Genomic DNA, 21,852 nt, shown 5'->3' with positions numbered 1-21,852 from the left:
ACAAAAAACAACCTTTGAAAAAGATATTTATCATATTTCTTTCTTGTATGCTTCTAGTGCCATCATTTGGCAGTTTTTTTGTTTATACCTCATTCAAATTAAATCAGGACGAAATTTCGAAAACCATTTGTGTACAACGTAAAATGCTTTTTAATAGTTGTAACGGTCGATGCGAACTTCAAAAAAGTTTAAAAAAATACGCTGACAACGAGAAGAAAATGCAAAACAACCTGAAAGAAAAAGCAGAAGTTGTTTACATTCAAAATACTACAACAAACAATTTTAGATTAGTAGCTTCAATCGAACCTAAAGCAGAAAATTTTGCTTCTTTCGATAGCAAACCTATTTCGGTTTCAAACGCTACTTTTCACCCTCCATCCTATTTTATATAATTTTAATTCCATTTCAATTTTTATTTGAAATGATTTTCATTGTCCCAAAAACAATGAAATAGTGTTTGCGCACAAACAAAATTTAAAATTACTATTATATAAAATTCATAAAATGAAAAATACTTTATACAAAGCACTTTCTATTGTTGCACTTACAATTACTTTAGCTTCATGTTCAAGCGACGATAGCAGTCAAAATGTTACAGGACAAGGAAAACTTACATTAGAATTTGATAACGCTTACGGAACAAACGATCTTATTCTAAACGCACAAAATACTAAAACCTCAAACAACGAAGTTTTAAAAATCAGCCTGATCAAATATATTGTAAGCAATGTTGTTTTGACAAAAGCTGACGGAACTACTTTTACATATCCAAAAAGCAAAAGTTATTTCATAGCCGATGAATCTTCTGAAGAAGGCCGCGAATTTAAACTTACTGATATTCCTGCGGGAGATTACGTAAAAGTAAAATTCGGAATTGGAGTTGATGAGGAACAATGGAAACTTGGCGCAGACGGACAAGGTGATTTTCTAGCAAAGGCAAATGATGCCGGCATGATGTGGTCTTGGGCTGCAGGATATAAATTCCTTGCTTTCGAAGGAACTTTTACTTCACCAACCGTAACTTCTGCCACTCCTTTTATGGTTCATACTGGTAAAACCGGAACGGATTATAACTATACCGAAGTAACTTTAGATTTGCCAACAAAAGCATTGGTTCGTACTAATATTACGCCAGAAGTTCACATGATTACAGACCTTTCTAAAATCATCGACGGAACTAACAAAATCAAACTTACTGACAACAACATGGGCGGAATGGGCGCTATGATTATGGGCGGAGCAAATTTGCCATTAATCACTCAGAACGTATCTTCAATGTTTAGAGTTGATCACGTACATAACGACTAATTTTATTTTCAGGAGCACAACAGTTTCGGTTTCCCAGAAATAAAGTCCCGCTGTACATTATATCTTTTGTCGCTCCCGATAGCTATCGGGACCGCGACAAAAGGATACCACTTCCATCGGGGCTACACGACAACTTTTGTACTTCTAAGAACCAAAAAGCAATCACTACAAAGAAATTTCAATCACATTTTAATTTGTGCAAATTTGTGCAATTCGTGGCTAAAACATACTGTTTTGCTTTTTTAAATTAAAAAAATCATGCTGAAAATAAAATATTTTCTACTATTGATCCTTCCTTTGTTGTGGAGTTGCTCAAATCAGGACGAGGAATATGTAAATGTTCCATTAGAATTTAAAGTTCCAACAAATTTCCCTGCTTTAGCGTATAACATTACGCTGAATCCACCAACAGAAAAAGGATTTGAACTAGGAAAAAAACTATTCTACGACGGACGTTTAGCGTCTGACGGAGTAGTTTCTTGCGGTTTCTGTCACATACAAGCGAATGCTTTTACACATCACGGGCACACAGTAAGTCATGGTGTCGATAATGCTCAAGGCACACGAAATACACCACCAATTCAAAATTTGGCGTATCAAAGTATTTTCATGTATGACGGAGCGGCAGACCATTTGGATTTACAGCCAATTATTCCGCTTACGAGTATTATTGAAATGAATGGCAATTTGAGCGCTATTCTAAAAATGATGAAAGCGGATAAAGAATATCAAAAACTATTTGGACAAGCTTTTGATGATGGAGCAATTACAACCGAAAACATGCTGAAAGCGCTTTCGCAGTTTATGGTTATGATCGTTTCGTCTAATTCAAAATTTGACAAATACAGAAGAAATGAAGCCGGCGGAACATTCACATCTAATGAATTGGCAGGATATGATTTATTCAAATCAAAATGTGCTTCTTGTCACGCTACAGATTTACAAACGGATAATTCATTTCGAAATAATGGTCTTCCTGTAAATCCAATGGTAAACGATGTTGGTCGCTATAAAGTAACTGAACTTGCTTCCGATTATTACAAATTTAAAGTACCTAGTTTGCGCAATGTCGAAGTTTCAGGACCTTATATGCACGACGGAAGATTTGGAACTTTGGAAGGCGTTCTAGATCATTATGAAAGTGGTGTTACAGCTTCGGCAACTTTAGATCCGCTTTTGAATAAAAATGGGAAATTAGGAATTGCACTTTCGGAAACGGATAAAAAGCAAATCATAGCTTTCTTAAAAACATTGACGGATAATCAATATTTGACTGATAAGCGTTTCTCGGAGTTTTAAGAAAATTAGCCCACGGGTTTTACGGATTGTACGGATTAATGCAGATTTAAAATCAATTGGAAATCGTGTTTAAAAAAATCTTTTTAATCTGTGTAATCTGTGGCAAAAAATATCGCCAGAGTTTGTCATTTCGAGAAACGAGACTCTAGACTCGAGCGATAGCGAACAGGCGAAGCAAATCACACTCGTTAGTCGACAAAGATTGGCGCTTTTCTTTACGGAGTTTCTCGTGTGATTTCTCCTCCGTCGAAATGACAAGATTGTGTTATCACAAGTGGCAAAAAATAAAGTTATAATGAAAACTGGAGTCCTAGCCCCGATAGAGGCGGTATCCTTTTTTGAGGCGATTTTTCTTCGCCTTAAAAAAGATATAGCCGAAAGCGGGATCAGCTTCTAAAAAAAATAATTAAAATGAAAAAAATAATAGTTATCTGCACATTGTTTATTGGTCTTTCTGCCTTTAGTTTTACAGTAAAAGACAGTATTTCATCTTTTACTTTTCAGCGTTTGGCAATGATGGAGGACTTTGATTGTGATGCTTGTGGCTGTTCGGCAAGTGGTGGAAGTATGGGTTTTAGCTCAATGCTGAATAATAATTTTGTGGGCGTGCGCTATTTCAAACAAAGCTATACAAGTCGTGACGGAATCTTTGATAATTCACCTTGGATTGACGAAAACTTCAATACAGTTCAGGTTTGGACGAGAATTCCGGTTACGGAGAAAATTCAGATTTCAGCTTTGATTCCGTATCATTTTCATGAAAGAGAATTAACTGCCGGAACCGAAAGTATTTCTGGTTTGGGTGATATTACGGTAATGGGATTGTACAAAATTTTTGAAACGAAAAAAGACAGCGCCGTTTTTACACATAAAATAAATATTGGCGCAGGAATAAAAATTCCAACAGGTAAATTTACTGAGGCAAATAATCTGGGAAGTGTAAACCAAAGTTTTCAGTTGGGAACCGGAAGTTGGGATTATTCGGTTGTTTCAGAATATGTGATTAACCGAAAAAATCTGGGTTTAAACACAACGCTAAATTATGTTTTTAAGACCGAAAACAAAAAAGAATATCAATACGGAGATCAGTTTAATTATGCTGCAACGATGTTTTATTTATTCGATTTGAAATCAATACAAATTGTGCCACAAGCCGGATTGGCTGGCGAAGTTTACCAAACGAACAAACAACACGGTTTAGATTTGCCAAATACGGCAGGAGATATTCTCTTTGGGAAATTTGGTTTTGAAGCGGGAAAAGATAAATTTTCGATTGGTGTTAATGCAATGCTTCCGATTAATCAAAATTTATCAAATGGCAAAATGGAAGCTAATTACAGATGGAGCGTAAATTTGAATTATACTTTATAATTATAAAAGTTTTCAATTTGTGCCGTTAGGCACTAAATATTGGTAGAAAACATCAATTAAAATAAATTTAGCGTGCCGTAGGTAAGCAACAAAACGATAATCATTGCGTACCTACGGCACGCCAACTAATTTCAAATCATATAGACACCAATATTTTGTACCTAAAGGTACATTCCAACTTTTGATTTGAATTAAAACTAAAAACAACGAAAAACAAGCTTTGAAAAAAATTATAATCTTATTTCTTTCCACTATGCTTTTACTGCCATCATTTGGCAGTTTCCTTGTTTATACCTCTTTCAAATTAAATCAGGAAGAAATTTCTAAGACGATCTGTGTTCAGCGAAAGATGATTTTTAATTCTTGTAACGGTCGTTGTGAGCTTCAAAAAAGCCTCAAGAAATACTCGGACAACGAAAAAAAAATGCAGGACAATCTTAAAGAAAAAGCCGAAATTGTTTACATTCAAAACACAATTACTCCTGATTGCACATTTATAGCTCCAGTTGAATCAGAAACGAAACGTTTTACTTATTGCACTAAAAAACCAATTTCGGTTTCGAATCTAACTTTTCATCCTCCATCCTGTTTTATATAAATTCAGTTATCGTTTTTCTTGTTTAAAAGTCATGAAAAACGCCCGTTACTTTTAAAATTTATATAATTCAAAATGAAAAAAATATACTTTACCCTATTAATTGTAGGGCAAATTGTCTTCGCACAAAACAAAGTCGAAAAAGACACCACAAAATCTCAGGAACTCGAAAACATTTTTGTCACGGCAAATCGTACTGCGACTTTACGCAAAGAAACGCCTGTTGCAATTAGCAAAATAACTGCAAAAACAATCAACGAAACTAAAGCTACAGCGGTTTACGAAATCATAAATAAAACGCCCGGGGTTTTAATGGTTAATTTAGGAAATGAGCAACATATGATGTCGATTCGTCAGCCAATGACAACAAATGCTTATTATCTATATCTTGAAGATGGTTTGCCAATACGCCCAATGGGAATCTTCAATCACAACGCTTTACTGGAAATTAATCAGTACAATTTGCAAAGTATTGAGGTTGTAAAAGGTCCCGTTTCGTCTTTGTACGGACCAGAAGCCGTTGGCGGAACTATTAATTTAATTTCGCTAAAACCGCCTGTAGATCCGGAATTTAAATTTGGCGTTCAGGCAGATAATTATGGTTATAGAAGATTTCAGGCTGCAGGTGGCGCAACAATTGGGAAAGTTGGTTTTCATATTGCAGGAATTTCGAGTTTGCAGGAAAATGGCTGGATGACTTATTCTGATTATAACAAAGACAATCTGAATGCGAGAATCGATTATAACATCTCTCCTTCTACCCGATTGATCAGTAATACTATGTACGGAAAATATTATTCGGACATGAGCGGAACTGTAAACGAAGATGCTTTTAATAACAGAACCTACAAAAGCACTTCGAATTTTACCTATAGAAAATCTGATGCTTTACGAACAAGATTGACACTAGAACACGACTGGAACAGCAATTCAAGCAGTTACATCACAGCTTATTTACGCGACAATAAACTAGGTCAAAATCCTTCGTACGGAATTAAATGGAGCCCAACTGTAAATCCTACAACAGCAAAAGGCGAAGTAAATTCGAATAATTTCAAAAGTTATGGCGCTATCGGACAACATACTCAAAAATTCGATTTCTTAAATGCCAAACTCGTTGCCGGAGCATTATACGATTATTCTCCCGTAACGTATTGGTCGTATGTTATTGACTTGAAAGCAAATCTAAATCCGGGAACTCCAGGAAAACAAACGGTAGATTCTTATGAAATTATTGCCGAACATCCTGATTCAAAATTAGCCGATTATACTGCTGATATTTTCAACACTGCGGGTTATGCGCAATTGAGTTTTAATCCAATAGAGAAATTAGTAATCACAATTGGCGGACGTTACGACAACATGAAAGTCAATTATGACAATGCGCTGGACAATTCTACCGGAAGCAAAGTTTATGACAAAATGACTTTTAAAGCCGGAGCAAATTATAATCCGTTTGAGTTTGCCGGTTTTTATGGCAATTATTCACAAGGCTTTGCACCTCCGGGAATTACCTCAATTTTTAGAACAAAACCCGGAACTGGCGGAACAACTGGCGTTCCTGCTGATTTTTATTACAATCTGGAACCAGCAACTTTCAACAATTATGAAGTTGGCGGATGGTTTTCTTTCCTTCAAAACAAGCTAAATTTTGATTATGCTTTCTATTATATGGAAGGAAAAAATGAGCTTTTGAACATCAAACTTCCAGATAACTCAACAGATTATCGTTCGGCTGGAGAAACGCGTCATAAAGGAATTGAGTTTGGCGCTTCGTATCGTCCATCGAAACAATTCAACATTCGCTTTGGCGGAACTTACGCGCAACATACTTATATTGATTTTAAACTTTCAGACAAACCATCGGATCCAATTCAGGATTTGAACGGAAAAGAAATGCCGGCAGCACCAAAATGGTCTGGGAATTCTGAGGTAAGTTATTATCCAAATTGGCTTCCAAATCTTAGAACTTCTGTCGAATGGCAACTTGTAGGAAGCTATTACCAAGATCAAATTAATACTGTAAAATATAGCGGTTACAACATATTCAACGCCAGAGTTGGTTATCAATGGAAAAAAATTGAAATCTACGGAAACGTACTAAACCTAACTGATAAATTATACGCTTATAATGTTTCGAGAGCCAATACCACAAATGCTCAACCAACTTATACAGCAGCAGCTCCAAGAACTTTTGTCTTTGGAATTCAGTACAATTTTTCATTAAAAAAATAGAGTTTTTTTGCCACAGATTAAAATGATTAGAATGATTTTCTAAAATAATCTTTTTTTAATCCTTTAATCAGTGGCAATAAAATAATAATTATTAGAAGCTAATCCCGCTCTCGGCTTTATCTTTTTATGGCAGAAAAAGCCATAAAAAGGATACCGCCTCCATCGGGGCTAAAAAACCTAACAATGAGCAAAGAAATAAAAGAGAAAAAGTCTAAAAAGAAGGATTCTAAGTTTGTCAAAAAAATCAAACAACACATGTACAAATGGCATCGTGTTATTGGTTTAATTACCATTATTCCAGTAATTTTCTGGACATTATCAGGTTTGATGCATCCGTTTATGGCGCATTTTTTTAAACCCGAAATTGCCCATGATAAACTGGAACAACAAATTATCGATAAGAATCAACTGCATTTTTCGATTCAGGAAGTGTTGCAAAAAAACGAACTAACGCAATTCAAAAATTTCAGAATTGTTTCCTTCAACAATAAAACTTATTATCAGCTAAAAACTATACTTGGTGAATTGTGGTATTTTGACACTTCAAACTCCCAGAAACTGGAAAACGGAGATCAAAAATATGCTGAATGGCTTTCGCGATATTTCTTAGAAGATCAAAAAAGCCCCATAAAAACGAGTGAAATCGTCACAGAATTCACTTCGCAATACAAATATGTAAATCGTTATTTACCCGTTTACAAACTCAGTTTTGATCGTCCTGATGCCATGCAAGTTTATGTAGAAACGTCTTCAAGCAAACTGGCGACTTATAATCCAACTTCAAGGCAAGCTTTTATTTGGTTCTTTGACACGTTTCATAATTGGTCATTTATCGATGCAATTTCAAACAACAGTATCCGAATTATTACAATGATTTTCTTATTGTCAATAATTGGATTTTCTGCCTTGAGTGGAATCTTAATTTATGGTTTACTTTGGAAACAATTCAAAAAAACGGATAGTTTAGCGCCTAAAAAAGGACTTCGAAAATACCACCGCCAAATTGGAATCTGGATCTCACTTTTTACTTTGACATTTGCTTTTAGCGGCGCTTATCATGCTACAACAAAATGGAATCCATATACTTTATCGCAAATGGTTTACGAGCCAACTTTCAAAACAAATGAAATTCCGCTGGCAAATAACGCTTTGAATTTAGATTGGAATCGTTTTCAAAATATAAGTATAATCACTTTAAACGACACGACTTATTTCCGTTGTCAATTGCTTGAAAAACAAAAATTCAAAACATCTAAATCTGATTCAAATTCAAAATGGAATAAAAAAGAAGATCAAAAATCTGAAGTAATTTATATCAATGCTACAACCAATAAAATTGTTCCGAATATTGATCTTGAATATGCTGAGTTTCTAGCGTATTATTTTACAGATGGCGCACCAAAAGCAGCTTGTTGCGAAATGGATCAAAGCTCAGATGAACCTCCGGTTTCTTTAGAAAATGCAAAATTATTAGAATCTAAAGTTCTAACTGATTTCGAAAGCAGAGAATATGGTTTTGTAAACAAAAGATTGCCCGTTGTAAAACTGAAATATGACACACCAGAAAAAACTACTTATTTCATAGAAACTGCAACTTCAAGATTAGCAGCTGTAGTAAAAAGCTCAGATATGGTCGAAGGATATTCTTTTGCAATTCTTCACAAATTCTTATTTATGGATTGGGCAGGAAAAAACATTCGCGATCTAACAATGGTTTTGGCAGCTTTGACCATTTTGATTGTTAGTATTCTTGGTTTTATTTTGTTTTTGAAAAAGTAATTTTTAAGCTTCTGAGGTTCTAAGTTACTGAGGTTCTAAGTTTTTTTTCTTAGCGACTTAGTAACTTAGTTTCTTAGAAACTTATTAGAGATTTTCTTTACATTTGTTTGAAACAAAATCTGCAAAATAAATTGAAAAAAAATCCCAGTCGTTTATTATCAATTGCATGGTTGGTTTGTTTTAGTTATTTTTTCATTTTAATGATTAAGATAACGCTACAATATATTCCTTTAAATTCTAATGTTGCTTTTCTACAAATAAAACAAACGGAGATTAGCCAAATTCCGTTTTACTATCCCATATTTTATGTACATGTTTATTCGGCTATTTTTGTTTTGCTGGCGGGATTTTCTCAATTTAGTTCTGCGCTTTTAAAAAAATATCCTACGACACATCGAAATATCGGGAAATTTTATGTTTTTGTCGTGCTCTTTTTAAGCGCACCTTCAGGTTTATTTATTGGCATATTTGCAAATGGCGGATTTTACTCCAAAATCTCTTTTGTGTCCTTATCGATTTTATGGTTTTACTTTACTCTTAAAGGTTTTACAGCTATTAAAAATAAAAATATCATAAAACATAAAGCATTTATGTTCCGAAGTTTTGCCCTGACCTTTTCTGCTATTACGTTACGTTTCTGGAAAGTTATTCTAGTATATTTGTTTCATCCCGCGCCTATGGATGTCTATCAGATAATTGCTTGGCTGGGCTGGATTCCTAATTTATTAATCGTTGAATATTATCTTTATAACCAATTAAAAAAATGAAAAAACTTTTTTGTTTACTGTTATCAATATTCCTTTTTTCCTGTAATTCTAAAGAAAAGAACCTCGCAAAAAACAATGCTGATAATGCAATGCCTGAAGAAATCAGAACCGATTTGTACGGTTCCTGGGTTGGTGATTTTATTGTTTTGGAACGCGATACAACCAGAGAAGTAAAAGAAAAATACAGTAACAAAATCAATATTGTCATAAAGAAAATAACCGCTACAGAAGTTACCGGACAAAGTATTGTTGCAGGAAACAGCAGACCTCTTAAAGGCTTTATGAGAAGAACGGGAAATACATTTTATTTTACTCTTAAAGAACCCGGTGATGATAAAAATGATGGTGTTTTTGATTTTGAAATAAGAAATGACACACTTTTAGCGGGAACCTGGACTGCTTTTAATGCTAAAAAAGAAGTTACTAAAAGAAAATTTGAACTTACAAAAAAAGAATTCAAATACGATCCAAGTGTAATGCTTCCGGATTTAGATGCATATGTTGATTATGAAAACCCAAAACAAGAACTAGTTACAGATGCTGAATACGAAGAAGATATAGAAGAGGGAGAAGATTCAACATCTCATAAAAAAATAGAACCGTATATGGAAACTGTCTATAGAACCGCTTCTGAAGAAATTTTTAAGATCAATTCATCAACACAAAAATTGAAAGAATCTGATGTTAAAAACTTAAAGAAAATAGATTTGGAAATTCTTAGAAACACCATTTTCGCCAGACATGGACTTACTTTTAAAACCAAAACCGTTCGTCAGTTTTTTGATGATGTTGAATGGTATGTTCCTATCGCAACTAATGTAGACAATCAATTAACTGAGGTTGAAAAAGAAAACATCGTTTTATTGAAACGTTTTGAAAAATACGCCGAAGATAATTACGACTCTTTCGGAAGATAATTTTTTTTTGGCCATAAATTCCACAAATTTTCACGAATTAATTTACTTTACAAAGTATGAACAGAAAAAATTAGTGAAAATTTGTGGAATTCGTGGCAAACTTTTATCTCGGATTTTCTTCGAAATATCTAGCTTCAATTCTTTTAATATCTTTAATCGAATTTTTGGCCCAAGCCAAACGTTTCTCCAGAATTTCATCTTCTGACAATTGCCAATTGATATCTGAATTACGTAATCTGTTTGTTAGATTTTGAATTATAATGGCGGCAGAAACAGAGATATTCAAACTCTCTGTAAAACCAACCATCGGAATTTTAAGAAATCCATCTGCTTTTTCCAGAATTTCTTCTGATAATCCGTCTCTTTCTGTTCCGAAGAATAAAGCACTTGGTTTTGTAATATCAAAATCTTCCAGCAAACAATCATTTTCGTGTGGTGTAGTCGCAATAATTTGATAACCTTGATTCTTTAAAGTCGAAATACAATTGCTTACTGAATCGTATTGATGGATATCAACCCATTTTTGGGCACCCATTGCAATTTCTTTATCTATTTTTTTTCCGTAACGCTGTTCGATAACATTTAATTCCTGAATTCCAAAAACTTCACAGCTTCGCATAACTGCACTTGTATTGTGCATCTGAAAAACATCTTCTACAACAATTGTAAAATGCTTTGTACGGTTTCCAAGTACTTTTAGAAATTTTTCTTTACGGTTATCAGTTAATATATTCTCAAGAAAAGCGAGGTAATCTAAATCAATCATTTCAATTTTATTTGGCACAAAAATACATTATAAATAAAGCAGAAAGAAAAAATTGGATTTATTTTCAGGCTTCTAAATTTTCAATAAGAGTATTTCCTAATTTTTCGTACTGCTCATTAACCGCTGTAAAATCAATTTGCAATTCTTCTTCTTTAAAGGAATCACCTTCAAAAACAAGGCTTTCATTTTTTGAATGCTTCTTTAAACGTTCGTACATTTTCTCTAGTTCTTCGGGAGAATAATCTACATTGATAAAGGATACAAAATTCTCTATGACATTTCTCATTCCTTCATTATAATTAAGTAAAGTAACATTTTGATCTCTTTGATAAAAATTTACAAAACCCTGAAGATATTTCTCTAAAACAAGAGCACTATATTGCTGAAAACTAATTTCATTAATTTCCTTAGAAGTAATTCCAAAAACACTTGGGGGCAACAAATTTGGAACCATATGCATTCCTATCATTTTTTGATGTGATTTTAAAACTTCAACCGGTTTTCTGTAAAGCAAAGCAAAAGGTATGTCAGGAAAAATCGATCTCAAATAATCGGCATTGAAGATATGCCAGGCATCCAACTTTATGATTAAATTCTTTTGTTCCGGGAACCTTTTTTGTCCCAACAATAAAATTACAGCTTTTAAAAGTGTTGTCTTTTTATCTAAACCAAAATTATCACTTCTTAAAATTTGATCAATAAGCGGAGCTTCAGAAATCGTGATATTATCAGAAGAAGAAGCCAATGACTGACTCAACATTGTAGAGCCACATCGCGAAACATGAAAAACTAATGATTTTAATTCTATCGAAACTAACTCGTTTGACCAATCAATGAGATTATCTACAGAACTAACAACTTTAAATCGCTTTGAATTATAATTATGACTTCTGCATTTTGAAATTGTTTCATCAAAAAAAGGATCTGCATATTTTAAATCTCCCAGATAAATCCATTCAAAATAAACATCATTATCTTTTTCTACCAACTTATAAGGAATCCAATTTGAAAGAGGATGATCAATATTTTCCATTTTTATATATTTTATTCTGCTAATAAATTTGCGATAATTTTTGCTCCGGCTTCTGTTGGATTTAAAGAAAGTTCAGCGATAATCTTTTGCTTCATTTCTTCTGAATACTGATTCTTTTCTGATGAAAAATTGAGATCAAAACCCATTTCAGCAAACAATTTATCAGACCAATCATTTCGAATACAATCCAGAGTAAGATGAATTCGTGGCTCTGAACTTTTATTTTCTACGCTATGCCGAAGTTGAAAATTAGCATACCAACACTCGCCCATTTTCATTGGAACCAATTGTTTATCGACATAAAAATAAACTTCAGAATTTGTTATAATGGGAATATGAATTCTAAAAAAACCATCTTCATAAGATGTGTCATTATCAACATGTTCTTTTATTTCGCTTCCAGGTCCTAATCTCAATAAACGTACGGCTTCTTTTTCGCATTGAAACCAATCCATGATTTCTTTAAAATAAGGGCAGCGATCCAGTAATTCCGTATTTATATATCCTTTATTGGCAAAAGATGTAATATCGTTTATCAAACCAGATTGCGATCTTAAAGAAACGCTTGTCCAATTTCCTTCATATCGCCCTGTATTAAAATGCGGAGTCCAAAGATCATTTTCGCATATCGCAAGTTCACTTTGTAATTTATCTATTGAAAAAGAAATCGGAAGTTTACTGGAAGAAGGATTCATATACTTTTAAACGATTAAATTAGACGCTATTCCAAATGACTTGTAAATATATAAAATTTACAAAAGATTTATCATCAAAGAAATAGGCAAAAAAAATTCTGTGTGAAGTTTTAATTTCTAAAAATTAAGCTAAATCAGGAAGGCTATTTAAAATGAAATTATACAGCTTTTGAGTTGAAAAAGGTACTGTTTCAACATCTGTTTTTAATACCAAATCAGCTTTTGCAGGAACTTCAAAAGTATCGCTTATTCCTGTAAAATTATTTATTTTATTAACGTCATTATCCGGCAACAAGGCTTTTTTGTATAATCCTTTTGGATCTCTTTCAATCAAATTATCTATGGAACAATCCAGAAATACGGTTCTCACAAATTCATGTGTTCGCAATTCATTTCTCAGACTTTCGTAAGGATTTATAACCGACATTAAAACGATTGTGTCTTCGCTGATAAAATTTTGCCCCACATTAAAAAGTCGTCTGACATTTTCGCATCTGTCTTCTTTAGAAAATCCTAAATCTTTGCAAATTGTTTTTCTGTAGACATCGCCATCGATTATTTCGACTTTATAGCTTTTCTCAATTAAAAGTTGCCTAACATTCTCTGCTAATGTCGTTTTTCCTGAACCTGATAAGCCTGTAAATTGTATTAAAATCATCGAAAATCACTTTTGTTTTATTCCGCATTAAAACTAGATAATTTGACATACCGAAACAATAAGTATAAATACGCTTTTATTGTTCATCCAAAAATAGCAAAAAGAATTGTGTCATTAAATGTAGTTTTTAGAAAATAAAATCCGTTTTTATCTGCGTTTTTACGAAGTAAATCTGTTTTATCCGCGTCAAAATTAGACGCTGATTTTACTGATTCGCTAAAGCGAAAACGCTGATAAAAACGGATTTTCCTAATTACTTTCTTGATTAAACTGTTAATTAATTTTGCAGATTTCCCCTTAACTTAATGACATTGATTGCGTACCTACGGCACGCTAAATTTATTTCAATTCATATATTCTACCAATATTTAGTGCCAAACGGCACAAACCGTAAACTTTCAATCGTTTCTTTTCATAGTTCACTATTGGCATCTAAAAAATAAAACGACAATTGAAATGTGCCTTTAGGTACAAAATATTGGTAGCTATTTGGCACGATGTGGGTTGGCGTGCCGTAGGTACGCAACAAAACGATTGCAATTGAGTACCTACGGCACGCTAAATCTATTTCAATTATTGTTTTCTACCAATATTTAGTGCCTAGCGGCATAAACTATAAACTTTGACTGTTTGAATTCGTATAAATCACTATTTTTATCTTTTAATTTAAAGAAGTAATGAAAAAGAAATTGGTTGTTTTAACCGGAGCCGGAATTAGCGCTGAAAGCGGAATAAAAACTTTTCGCGATAGTGATGGTTTATGGGAAGGTCACGATGTTATGGAAGTTGCAACTCCTGAAGGCTGGAGAAAAAATCAGGAATTGGTTCTTGACTTTTATAACAAAAGACGCCAGCAGCTTAAAGAAGTTGAACCAAATTTGGGTCACAGAATTTTAGCCGAATTAGAACAGGATTTTGATGTTCATATTATTACTCAAAATGTAGATGATTTGCATGAACGTGCGGGAAGTACAAAAGTTTTGCATTTACACGGCGAATTACTAAAAGTACGAAGCATACAAAACAGAAATCTGATTTTGGATTGGAAAGACGATTTATATACAGGCGATCTGGATGAAAACGGATATCAATTGCGACCACATATTGTTTGGTTTGGCGAAGATGTTCCTGCACTTGAAGAAGCAATCGAAATTACTGAAACCGCCGATTATTTTGCCGTTATCGGAACTTCATTGCAAGTTTATCCTGCTGCGGGATTAATTTCATACACCTATAGTATTACACCCGTTTTTTATATTGATCCAAAACCAATCGCAATTCCTAATATTCAGAATAAAGTTGAAGTTATCTCAAAAGTTGCCTCTGAAGGTGTAGCGGAATTAAGAGAGAGATTATTTGAAATAGAAAAGACAGCATGATATTCGAAAGTTGGTTGCAGGAATTGACGCATTATAATTTAGCTTCATTATTTATTTTGTTTTTAATCGAAAATTTAATTCTGATCTTACTTTCTGTTGTTCTTGCCAAAATAATCGAATTCGACAATACGAGATTGCACAAAACTGATCGTAAATGGATTATTTCAACCTTGATCTGTAATACTTTTATAACGCTTTTGGGTTTTGAATTGTATCGTTATAACATTATCAAAATCGATTTCTCACCACCAATTTTTTCTGTAATAACAGATACTTTATTGCTGATTGTAGTAATGGATTTTTTTATGTTTTGTTTCCACTTTCTGGCGCATTACTTAAAGTGGTTTTATCCCATTCACAAGCTTCATCATACGCATGTCGAAACGAGCGTTTATAGTTTGTATGTTCTGCATCCAATAGAGACTTTGGGCTTTGGAATTATATGGTTATTTTCAATTACGATTTTAGATTTTAATTATCTGAGTATTATCATTTACCTGATTTTAAATTTATTATATGGAATATTTGGACATTTAAAAACCGATATTTTCCCTGATTTCTGGTATAAAAGCTCTATTACAAAATGGATTTCTACAACGAAATTTCATTCTAATCATCACAAAAATCAATCTCATAATTATGGTTTTTATTTTACTATTTGGGATAAAATCTTCCGAACAGTAATTTAGCCTATTAGCTTATTTTTGATGATTTACAGAAACTACAATCCTAATCTTCTAAAAAAGTCTTGGTATTCCGGATTATCAGGATCTAGTTGTTTTAATTTCGTAGCGGTTTCTAAAACTTTTCCTTGATTCTCCATTTTTAAATATACAAAAGTGAGCGCATAATACAATTCTGGTGCAGAAGGACTTATTGCAATTCCTTTTTTTAGAATATTTTCTGCTTCTTTAGATTTTCCTTTTTGATTTAGCATCAAACCATAATTATAATAAACTCTTGGATTGTTAGACTTTAGTTCAACTGCTTTTGCAAATTGTTTTTCGGCTTCGGCTTTATTATTCATTTCATTATAAAGCAGTCCCAAATTATAATAAATTCGGTCGTTTTTGGGATCATTCTTTTTAGCTTTTTCCAAAACTTCAAGAGACTTATCATTTTTTCCCTGCATATTATAAACAACTGATAAATTAAGTAAGGCATAATTTGTCTGACTGTCTTTTTTTAATCCCCGCCAATAAAATTTTTCGGCATTATCATAGTCCTTTAATTTCAGATAATAATCTGCCATCATTACATTTCCAACTGCAAAATCAGTTTGATATTCCAGTAAATCTTTAAGCTCTTTTTGTGCCGAAGAAAAAGCATCTGAATATTGACTCGAAATCTGCTCTCGAGGAATTGTGATGTAAAGATCTGCTGCGGCAATACGAACTGCCCGAACTTTATCTGACAATAATGGTCCAACAGCTTCAATCCAATTAGAAGACGGAAAATTTGCCAAACTTCGCAAAACCCGATAACGTATCTGAGAATCTTCACTCTGAATACATCTTAGTAATGTATTCAAACTAGTTTGCGTCTGAATGCTTCCTAAATAAAAAACTGCAGTTGCTTTTATGATATTGGGTGCAGTTTTGTTATTTATTAACTTTCTAAGATGCGCTTCGCTACTTTCGTCTAACTTACTTCCCGGAACTAAATCATCAGAGAAATGATATTTAGGCTTTGATCCATACCATTTTTCTATCGTGGCAGCCAAAACTTTGTTTGATTTATCAGCATGACAATTACTACAGGCATTTGGTGTTCCGTATGTTGCCGAAAGATCTGGTCTTGGAACTCTAAAACTATGATCATGACGCAAATCATTACCCATATATAATTTTCCGGGCATATGGCAATTTACACATTCAGTGCCTTTTCCTGAAGCATGAAAAGTATGCGTTGAAGTATCGTATTTTTTAGGAGAATGACATTCTATACAAGTTTGATTTCCTTGACGCTTTAGTTTTGTACTATGAACATTGTGACAATCACTACATTTTACACCATTGCTAAACATTTTACTTTGCAAAAATGAGGTATAAATATAATCCTCTTCTTTAACCTGGCCATCGGCATAAAAAAACTCCGTACTTGGAATCTGCGGAATGTAATTGTCTATGATATCTGTACTTTCTATTTGTGCTTCGCTTATTATAGAAGATCGCGCATGGCAAGGAGCACAAGCAAGTATTTGTTCTAATTGTCCTGTTTTTTTACCCAATTTCAAATAACTTCCAACTACTTTGTTTTTCGAAGAATAACTGCTTCCACTGACATAATCAATATGCTGTTTAGCCGGACCGTGGCAACTTTCGCAACTTACATTAATAATACTGTAACTGGTTTTATAAGTATCGGTTTTGTAATCATAATTTTTATGAAGATTAGTCGAATGACACGAAGAACACATTGTATTCCAGTTTTGTGAATTCTCTGTCCAATGCAGCCAATCGTGCGAAGCTATTTTTTGACCTGCATATTGGTTAAACCATTTCTTTTTATCAACATCCCAACTCAATCTGGGAACTTGTAATTTTCCTCCGGGAAACTGAACCAGATATTGCTGTAGTGGTTTGTAACCAAAAATATATTTTACTTCAAAATCCCGATTTTTACCATCATTATCTTCTGTGTTGATATAGAATTTATTTCCTTTTTTAAAGAAACGACTCGTAACGCCATCAGCAGTAAATGTTACATTATTAAAATCTCCAACAACTGTCGAATCACTTGGCAGAAGCATCGACATATAGTGATCTGACTTTCTCCAATCCTGATGTTCTGTTTTATGGCATTTTTTGCAGGATTCATCGCCAACGTAGCCTGTATTTTTTGAATATACCGGTTCATATTTAGCATCTCTGGAAATACATTTATCTACAAAAAAGACTTTAAACATGACAAAACAAGCGACAAATAGGAATAATAAGATGATAGCAATCGAAGATTTTCTGGGCATACTTTTCATTTTTCAAAAGAAATGCAATATTACAAAAAATGTAGTAAAAAACTTTCAAATTATTAAAGGATTATTTTCAAAGTATATATCTTCTAAAATACTTTACAGATAAAAGAGATTTGTAAAAAAAGATTTTTCAGAGTAATCATTATTTTAATAATCACATTAATAGATTCATTACCTATAATCTCCAAATTCTGTTTATATTTGCAGCTTTCGAAAAACAACATAACAATGACTACTCTAAACGAATTGAATGCTATATCACCAATTGACGGAAGATATAGAAATAAAACTCAAAATTTAGCACCTTTCTTTTCAGAAGAAGCTTTAATAAAATATCGCGTATTAGTTGAAATTGAATATTTCATCGCTTTATGCGAAGTTCCATTACCGCAACTTTCTGGTGTAAATTCAGATTTATTTGAGAGCTTAAGAAATATCTATAAAAATTTCTCTACTCAAGATGCACTTTGGATTAAAGAAACTGAAAAAGTAACCAACCACGACGTAAAAGCGGTTGAATACTTTATTAAGGATGCTTTTGAGAAATTGGGTTTGTCTCAATACAAAGAGTTCATTCACTTCGGGTTAACATCTCAGGATATTAACAATACAGCTATTCCGCTTTCTACAAAAGAAGCTTTTGAGCAGGTTTATATGCCTTCTTTAATTGCTTTAATTGCTAAATTGAAAGAATTAAGTGTTGAATGGAAGGACATTCCAATGTTAGCGCGTACGCACGGACAACCGGCTTCTCCTACTCGTTTAGGAAAAGAAATTTTGGTTTTTGTAGAACGTCTAGAAGAGCAAATGCGTTTGTTATTCAATGTTCCGTTTGCTGCTAAATTTGGTGGTGCAACAGGAAATTATAATGCACATCATGTAGCATATCCACAAATCGACTGGAAACAATTTGGAACTAAATTTGTCGAAACTGATTTAGGTTTACACCATTCATTTCCAACAACTCAAATTGAGCATTACGATCATTTTGCTGCTTTTTTTGATGGTTTAAAAAGAATCAACAATATCATTATCGATTTAGATCGTGATATCTGGACGTATGTTTCTATGGATTATTTTAAACAAAAAATCAAAGCCGGTGAAATTGGATCATCTGCAATGCCACATAAAGTAAATCCAATTGATTTTGAAAATTCAGAAGGAAATTTAGGAATTGCAAATGCTATTTTTGAGCACTTGGCTGCAAAACTTCCAATTTCAAGATTACAACGTGATTTAACTGATAGTACTGTTTTACGTAATATTGGTGTTCCGATGGGACATACTATTATTGCTTTTGAAGCTTCTTTAAAAGGTTTAAACAAATTGTTATTGAACGAAGCTAAATTTGCTGAAGATTTAGAGAAAAACTGGGCTGTAGTTGCAGAAGCTATTCAGACTATTTTACGTCGTGAGGCTTATCCAAATCCATATGAAGCTTTGAAAGGTTTGACAAGAACAAACGAAGCTATCGACAAAAAAGCAATTCATAATTTTATTGCAACTTTAGAAGTTTCTGATGCTATTAAGAACGAATTACTAGCGATAACGCCTGCTAATTTCACAGGAATTTAAAGAAATCACAAAATATTTTCTCAAAAAAAGCTATCTTTATCGATAGCTTTTTTTATTTATAAATCTTGTTAGGGTTTTAGCCCAGATTAAAATGGAAAGCTTTTTGCGAAAAAAACCATATTTTTTTGCAGGAACAGAGCGACCAACGGAAGCTCCTGGAACTGCATTAAAAAATAGGTGTTTTTGAGTAAAAACTTGAAATGGAAAGCTGGATTAGCTCCTAAACAAACAAATCCCAATTTATGATTGCCTTAAACGCCGCTGCAGAATCTACACACCATTTACAACCACTTATTAGCGACTTAGGCTTAATCCTGATGACCGCAGGAATCGCCGTTTTAATATTTAAAAAACTAAAACAACCTCTTGTTTTAGGATATCTTATTGCCGGATTTTTAGCCGGAAACCACTTTGATTTTTTCCCATCAATTACTGACATGAAAAGTGTTGAAGTCTGGGCAGAAATTGGGGTTATCTTCTTATTGTTTAGTTTGGGACTCGAGTTTAGTTTTAAGAAACTGATGAAAGTTGGCGGAACATCTTCGGTCACCGCCATAACGCAAATTATGTTTATGGTCATTATTGGCTATTGTGTCGGGCAATGGATGGATTGGAGTAAAATGGATAGTATTTTTCTTGGCGCCACGCTTTCGATATCGTCAACAACTATTATTATTCGGGCGTTTGATGAACTGGGAGTTAAAGGAAAAAAGTTCGTTGGAATTGTATTTGGTGCTTTAATTGTCGAAGATATTGTTGCAATTTTAATGTTGGTTTTGCTTTCTACTATTGCAGTTAGCGATCAGGTTTCGGGCGGCGCATTATTACAATCGGTTTTAAAATTAGTCTTCTTTTTAATTATATGGTTTTTGGGCGGAATCTTCATTATTCCAACAATTCTTAAGAAAGCAAAACATCTTTTGACAGACGAAATGTTACTTATTATTTCATTAGCACTTTGTTTAATGATGGTTATGTTTGCTGCAAATGTTGGGTTCTCTCCTGCTTTGGGAGCTTTTATTATGGGATCAATTATTGCCGAAACTACTCAGGCAGAAAAAATCGAACATTTGATTCAACCTGTAAAAGATTTATTTGGTGCGGTTTTCTTTGTATCGGTCGGAATGTTAATCAATCCGGAAACTTTGGTTACTTATGCACTTCCGGTTGCGCTTATTACGCTTTTAACCATTTTCGGGAAAGCATTCAGCTCTTCTATTGGAGCTCTATTATCGGGACAACCGCTTAAACAATCTGTTCAAACCGGTATGAGTTTGGCGCAAATTGGGGAATTCTCTTTTATTATTGCAACTCTTGGAATGACGCTTAAAGTGACAAGCGATTTTTTATATCCAATAATTGTGGCAGTTTCTGCTATTACAACTTTTACAACTCCGTTTTTGATTAAATATTCTGATCCGTTTTCGGGATATCTGGAAAGAAAATTACCTAAAAGATGGGTTAAAAACATCAACCGTTATAGTGTCAATGCACAAGCAATTAAATCTGTAAGTACATGGCAAGTAGTACTTCGTGCATCTGTAACTCAAATTATACTACATACCATAATTATTACGGCAATTATTTTATTGTCATCAAAATTTGTAGCTCCGTTAGTTGCTGATACGCGTTTTGGAAATACATTAGCAGCATTGATTACATTGGTTGTAATTGCACCATTTTTATGGGCACTTTCGCTACGACGCGTAAAAGTAAATGAAGTCGATGAATTATGGGAAGAACGCAAATATCGTGGTGCACTTTTAATGTTGATCTTAATCAGAATGAGCCTTGGTTTATTTTTCATTGGATTTTTATTGAACATTTTCTTCTCTCCTTTAATTGCTTTTATTGCTTTGATAATTGCAATTGGAGCGTATCAATTGTTTCCGAAGAAATTAAACGAGCAATATCATAAAATTGAAAATCACTTTTTGAAAAACCTTAACGATCGTGAGAACAAAAAAATTGACAGAAGATATGCCAATTTAATGCCTTGGGATGGTCACATGTCGATTTTTGAAATTGGAAAAGAATCAAATCTTGCCGGTAAAACGCTGGAAGAATTACGCATTCGTGAAAATCTGGGAATCAATATTGCTTTTATTCGACGTGGTGAAGTCACGATTCCTATTCCGACTAAAAATGAGCGCTTATTTCCTGGTGACGAAATTTGTGTTATTGGTACCGATGAGCAAATTACGCAATTCACCACTTATTTAGAGAAACAAGTTGAAGCCGCAAATAATGTAGATGAAACTGAAATTGTTTTGCGACAATTAGAAATTTCTACTGAAGATTTTATACAAAAAAGCATTGGTCAATTTAGAGCAAAAACAGGCGGTCTTGTAGTAGGAATCGAAAGAAATGGTAATCGTATTTTAAACCCAGAATCGCATTTAATCTTAGAAAAAAATGACATTGTGTGGGTAGTTGGAGATAAAAAACGAATGAATGAATTAACGAAGAAAAGTATTAATATACCTATATAAAAGCTTCTA

General features: G+C 33.4%; 18 protein-coding genes. 13 read left to right on the top strand and 5 right to left on the bottom strand.

From position 1 onward, the window contains the following. The first annotated feature begins 14 nt into the window (after positions 1-14). From C8C83_RS14850 to C8C83_RS14810, 9 genes are all read left to right on the top strand, one after another. A complete protein-coding gene (locus C8C83_RS14850) occupies positions 15-392 on the top strand; it encodes a hypothetical protein (protein ID WP_233566085.1) in 378 nt (125 codons plus the stop codon). Between the two features lie 112 nt (positions 393-504). Further along, positions 505-1,308, top strand: coding sequence for an MbnP family protein (locus tag C8C83_RS14845; RefSeq protein ID WP_121330062.1), 804 nt, complete (start codon positions 505-507; stop codon positions 1,306-1,308). Between the two features lie 258 nt (positions 1,309-1,566). Further along, the gene (locus tag C8C83_RS14840; protein WP_121329219.1) at positions 1,567-2,607 is read left to right on the top strand and encodes a cytochrome c peroxidase; all 1,041 of its coding nucleotides are present in this window, start codon (positions 1,567-1,569) and stop codon (positions 2,605-2,607) included. Positions 2,608-3,018: 411 nt separating this feature from the next. Continuing rightward, positions 3,019-3,978 carry a transporter gene (locus tag C8C83_RS14835; protein ID WP_121329218.1) on the top strand — a complete coding sequence of 320 codons (960 nt, stop codon included), beginning with the start codon at positions 3,019-3,021 and terminating at the stop codon, positions 3,976-3,978. Between the two features lie 220 nt (positions 3,979-4,198). Continuing rightward, positions 4,199-4,576 carry a hypothetical protein gene (locus C8C83_RS14830; RefSeq protein WP_233566084.1) on the top strand — a complete coding sequence of 126 codons (378 nt, stop codon included), beginning with the start codon at positions 4,199-4,201 and terminating at the stop codon, positions 4,574-4,576. A gap of 72 nt (positions 4,577-4,648) precedes the next feature. Next, a complete protein-coding gene (locus tag C8C83_RS14825) occupies positions 4,649-6,808 on the top strand; it encodes a TonB-dependent receptor (RefSeq protein ID WP_121329216.1) in 2,160 nt (719 codons plus the stop codon). A 183-nt stretch (positions 6,809-6,991) separates the two neighbouring features. Beyond that, entirely contained in the window at positions 6,992-8,587 is a 1,596-nt protein-coding gene (locus tag C8C83_RS14820; protein WP_121330061.1) for a PepSY-associated TM helix domain-containing protein, read from the top strand. Between the two features lie 131 nt (positions 8,588-8,718). Next, entirely contained in the window at positions 8,719-9,354 is a 636-nt protein-coding gene (locus C8C83_RS14815) for a DUF2306 domain-containing protein (protein ID WP_233566083.1), read from the top strand. Beyond that, positions 9,351-10,271, top strand: coding sequence for a YARHG domain-containing protein (locus C8C83_RS14810; RefSeq protein ID WP_199735291.1), 921 nt, complete (start codon positions 9,351-9,353; stop codon positions 10,269-10,271). The genes C8C83_RS14815 and C8C83_RS14810 overlap by 4 nt, the downstream gene beginning before the upstream one ends. Before the next feature lie 103 nt (positions 10,272-10,374). Here the strand turns inward: C8C83_RS14810 and C8C83_RS14805 are convergent, their stop codons facing one another. From C8C83_RS14805 to cysC, 4 genes are all read right to left on the bottom strand, one after another. Next, positions 10,375-11,037, bottom strand: a complete 663-nt coding sequence (locus C8C83_RS14805; RefSeq protein WP_121330059.1) for an RNA methyltransferase — start codon at positions 11,035-11,037, stop codon at positions 10,375-10,377. Positions 11,038-11,101: 64 nt separating this feature from the next. Next, positions 11,102-12,070 (bottom strand): sulfotransferase family protein, encoded by a 969-nt coding sequence (locus C8C83_RS14800; RefSeq protein WP_121329214.1) that lies wholly within the window; start codon positions 12,068-12,070, stop codon positions 11,102-11,104. Between the two features lie 11 nt (positions 12,071-12,081). Continuing rightward, complete coding sequence (locus C8C83_RS14795) at positions 12,082-12,765, bottom strand: aspartyl/asparaginyl beta-hydroxylase domain-containing protein (protein ID WP_121329213.1); 684 nt, start codon at positions 12,763-12,765, stop codon at positions 12,082-12,084. A gap of 124 nt (positions 12,766-12,889) precedes the next feature. After that, a complete protein-coding gene (gene cysC, locus C8C83_RS14790; protein ID WP_121329212.1) occupies positions 12,890-13,423 on the bottom strand; it encodes an adenylyl-sulfate kinase in 534 nt (177 codons plus the stop codon). Positions 13,424-14,100: 677 nt separating this feature from the next. Here cysC and C8C83_RS14785 point away from each other — a divergent pair. Together C8C83_RS14785 and C8C83_RS14780 are read left to right on the top strand one after the other, a co-directional pair. Further along, positions 14,101-14,802 (top strand): NAD-dependent deacylase, encoded by a 702-nt coding sequence (locus tag C8C83_RS14785; RefSeq protein WP_121329211.1) that lies wholly within the window; start codon positions 14,101-14,103, stop codon positions 14,800-14,802. Beyond that, the gene (locus C8C83_RS14780) at positions 14,799-15,491 is read left to right on the top strand and encodes a sterol desaturase family protein (RefSeq protein ID WP_121329210.1); all 693 of its coding nucleotides are present in this window, start codon (positions 14,799-14,801) and stop codon (positions 15,489-15,491) included. The genes C8C83_RS14785 and C8C83_RS14780 overlap by 4 nt, the downstream gene beginning before the upstream one ends. A gap of 32 nt (positions 15,492-15,523) precedes the next feature. Here C8C83_RS14780 and C8C83_RS14775 read toward each other — a convergent pair whose 3' ends face one another. Beyond that, the gene (locus C8C83_RS14775; RefSeq protein ID WP_165877241.1) at positions 15,524-17,770 is read right to left on the bottom strand and encodes a tetratricopeptide repeat protein; all 2,247 of its coding nucleotides are present in this window, start codon (positions 17,768-17,770) and stop codon (positions 15,524-15,526) included. Positions 17,771-18,004: 234 nt separating this feature from the next. Here C8C83_RS14775 and purB point away from each other — a divergent pair, with 234 nt between their 5' ends. Beyond that, positions 18,005-19,351 (top strand): adenylosuccinate lyase, encoded by a 1,347-nt coding sequence (purB, locus tag C8C83_RS14770; RefSeq protein WP_121329207.1) that lies wholly within the window; start codon positions 18,005-18,007, stop codon positions 19,349-19,351. Between the two features lie 242 nt (positions 19,352-19,593). Next, positions 19,594-21,843 carry a cation:proton antiporter gene (locus C8C83_RS14765; protein WP_121329206.1) on the top strand — a complete coding sequence of 750 codons (2,250 nt, stop codon included), beginning with the start codon at positions 19,594-19,596 and terminating at the stop codon, positions 21,841-21,843. Positions 21,844-21,852: the final 9 nt, after the last annotated feature.

This window comes from Flavobacterium sp. 90, assembly GCF_004339525.1.
In the GTDB taxonomy this organism is placed as follows: domain Bacteria; phylum Bacteroidota; class Bacteroidia; order Flavobacteriales; family Flavobacteriaceae; genus Flavobacterium.
Note: the sequence above shows the minus strand (reverse complement) of the source record. Positions and strands in the feature narration are given on the sequence as shown.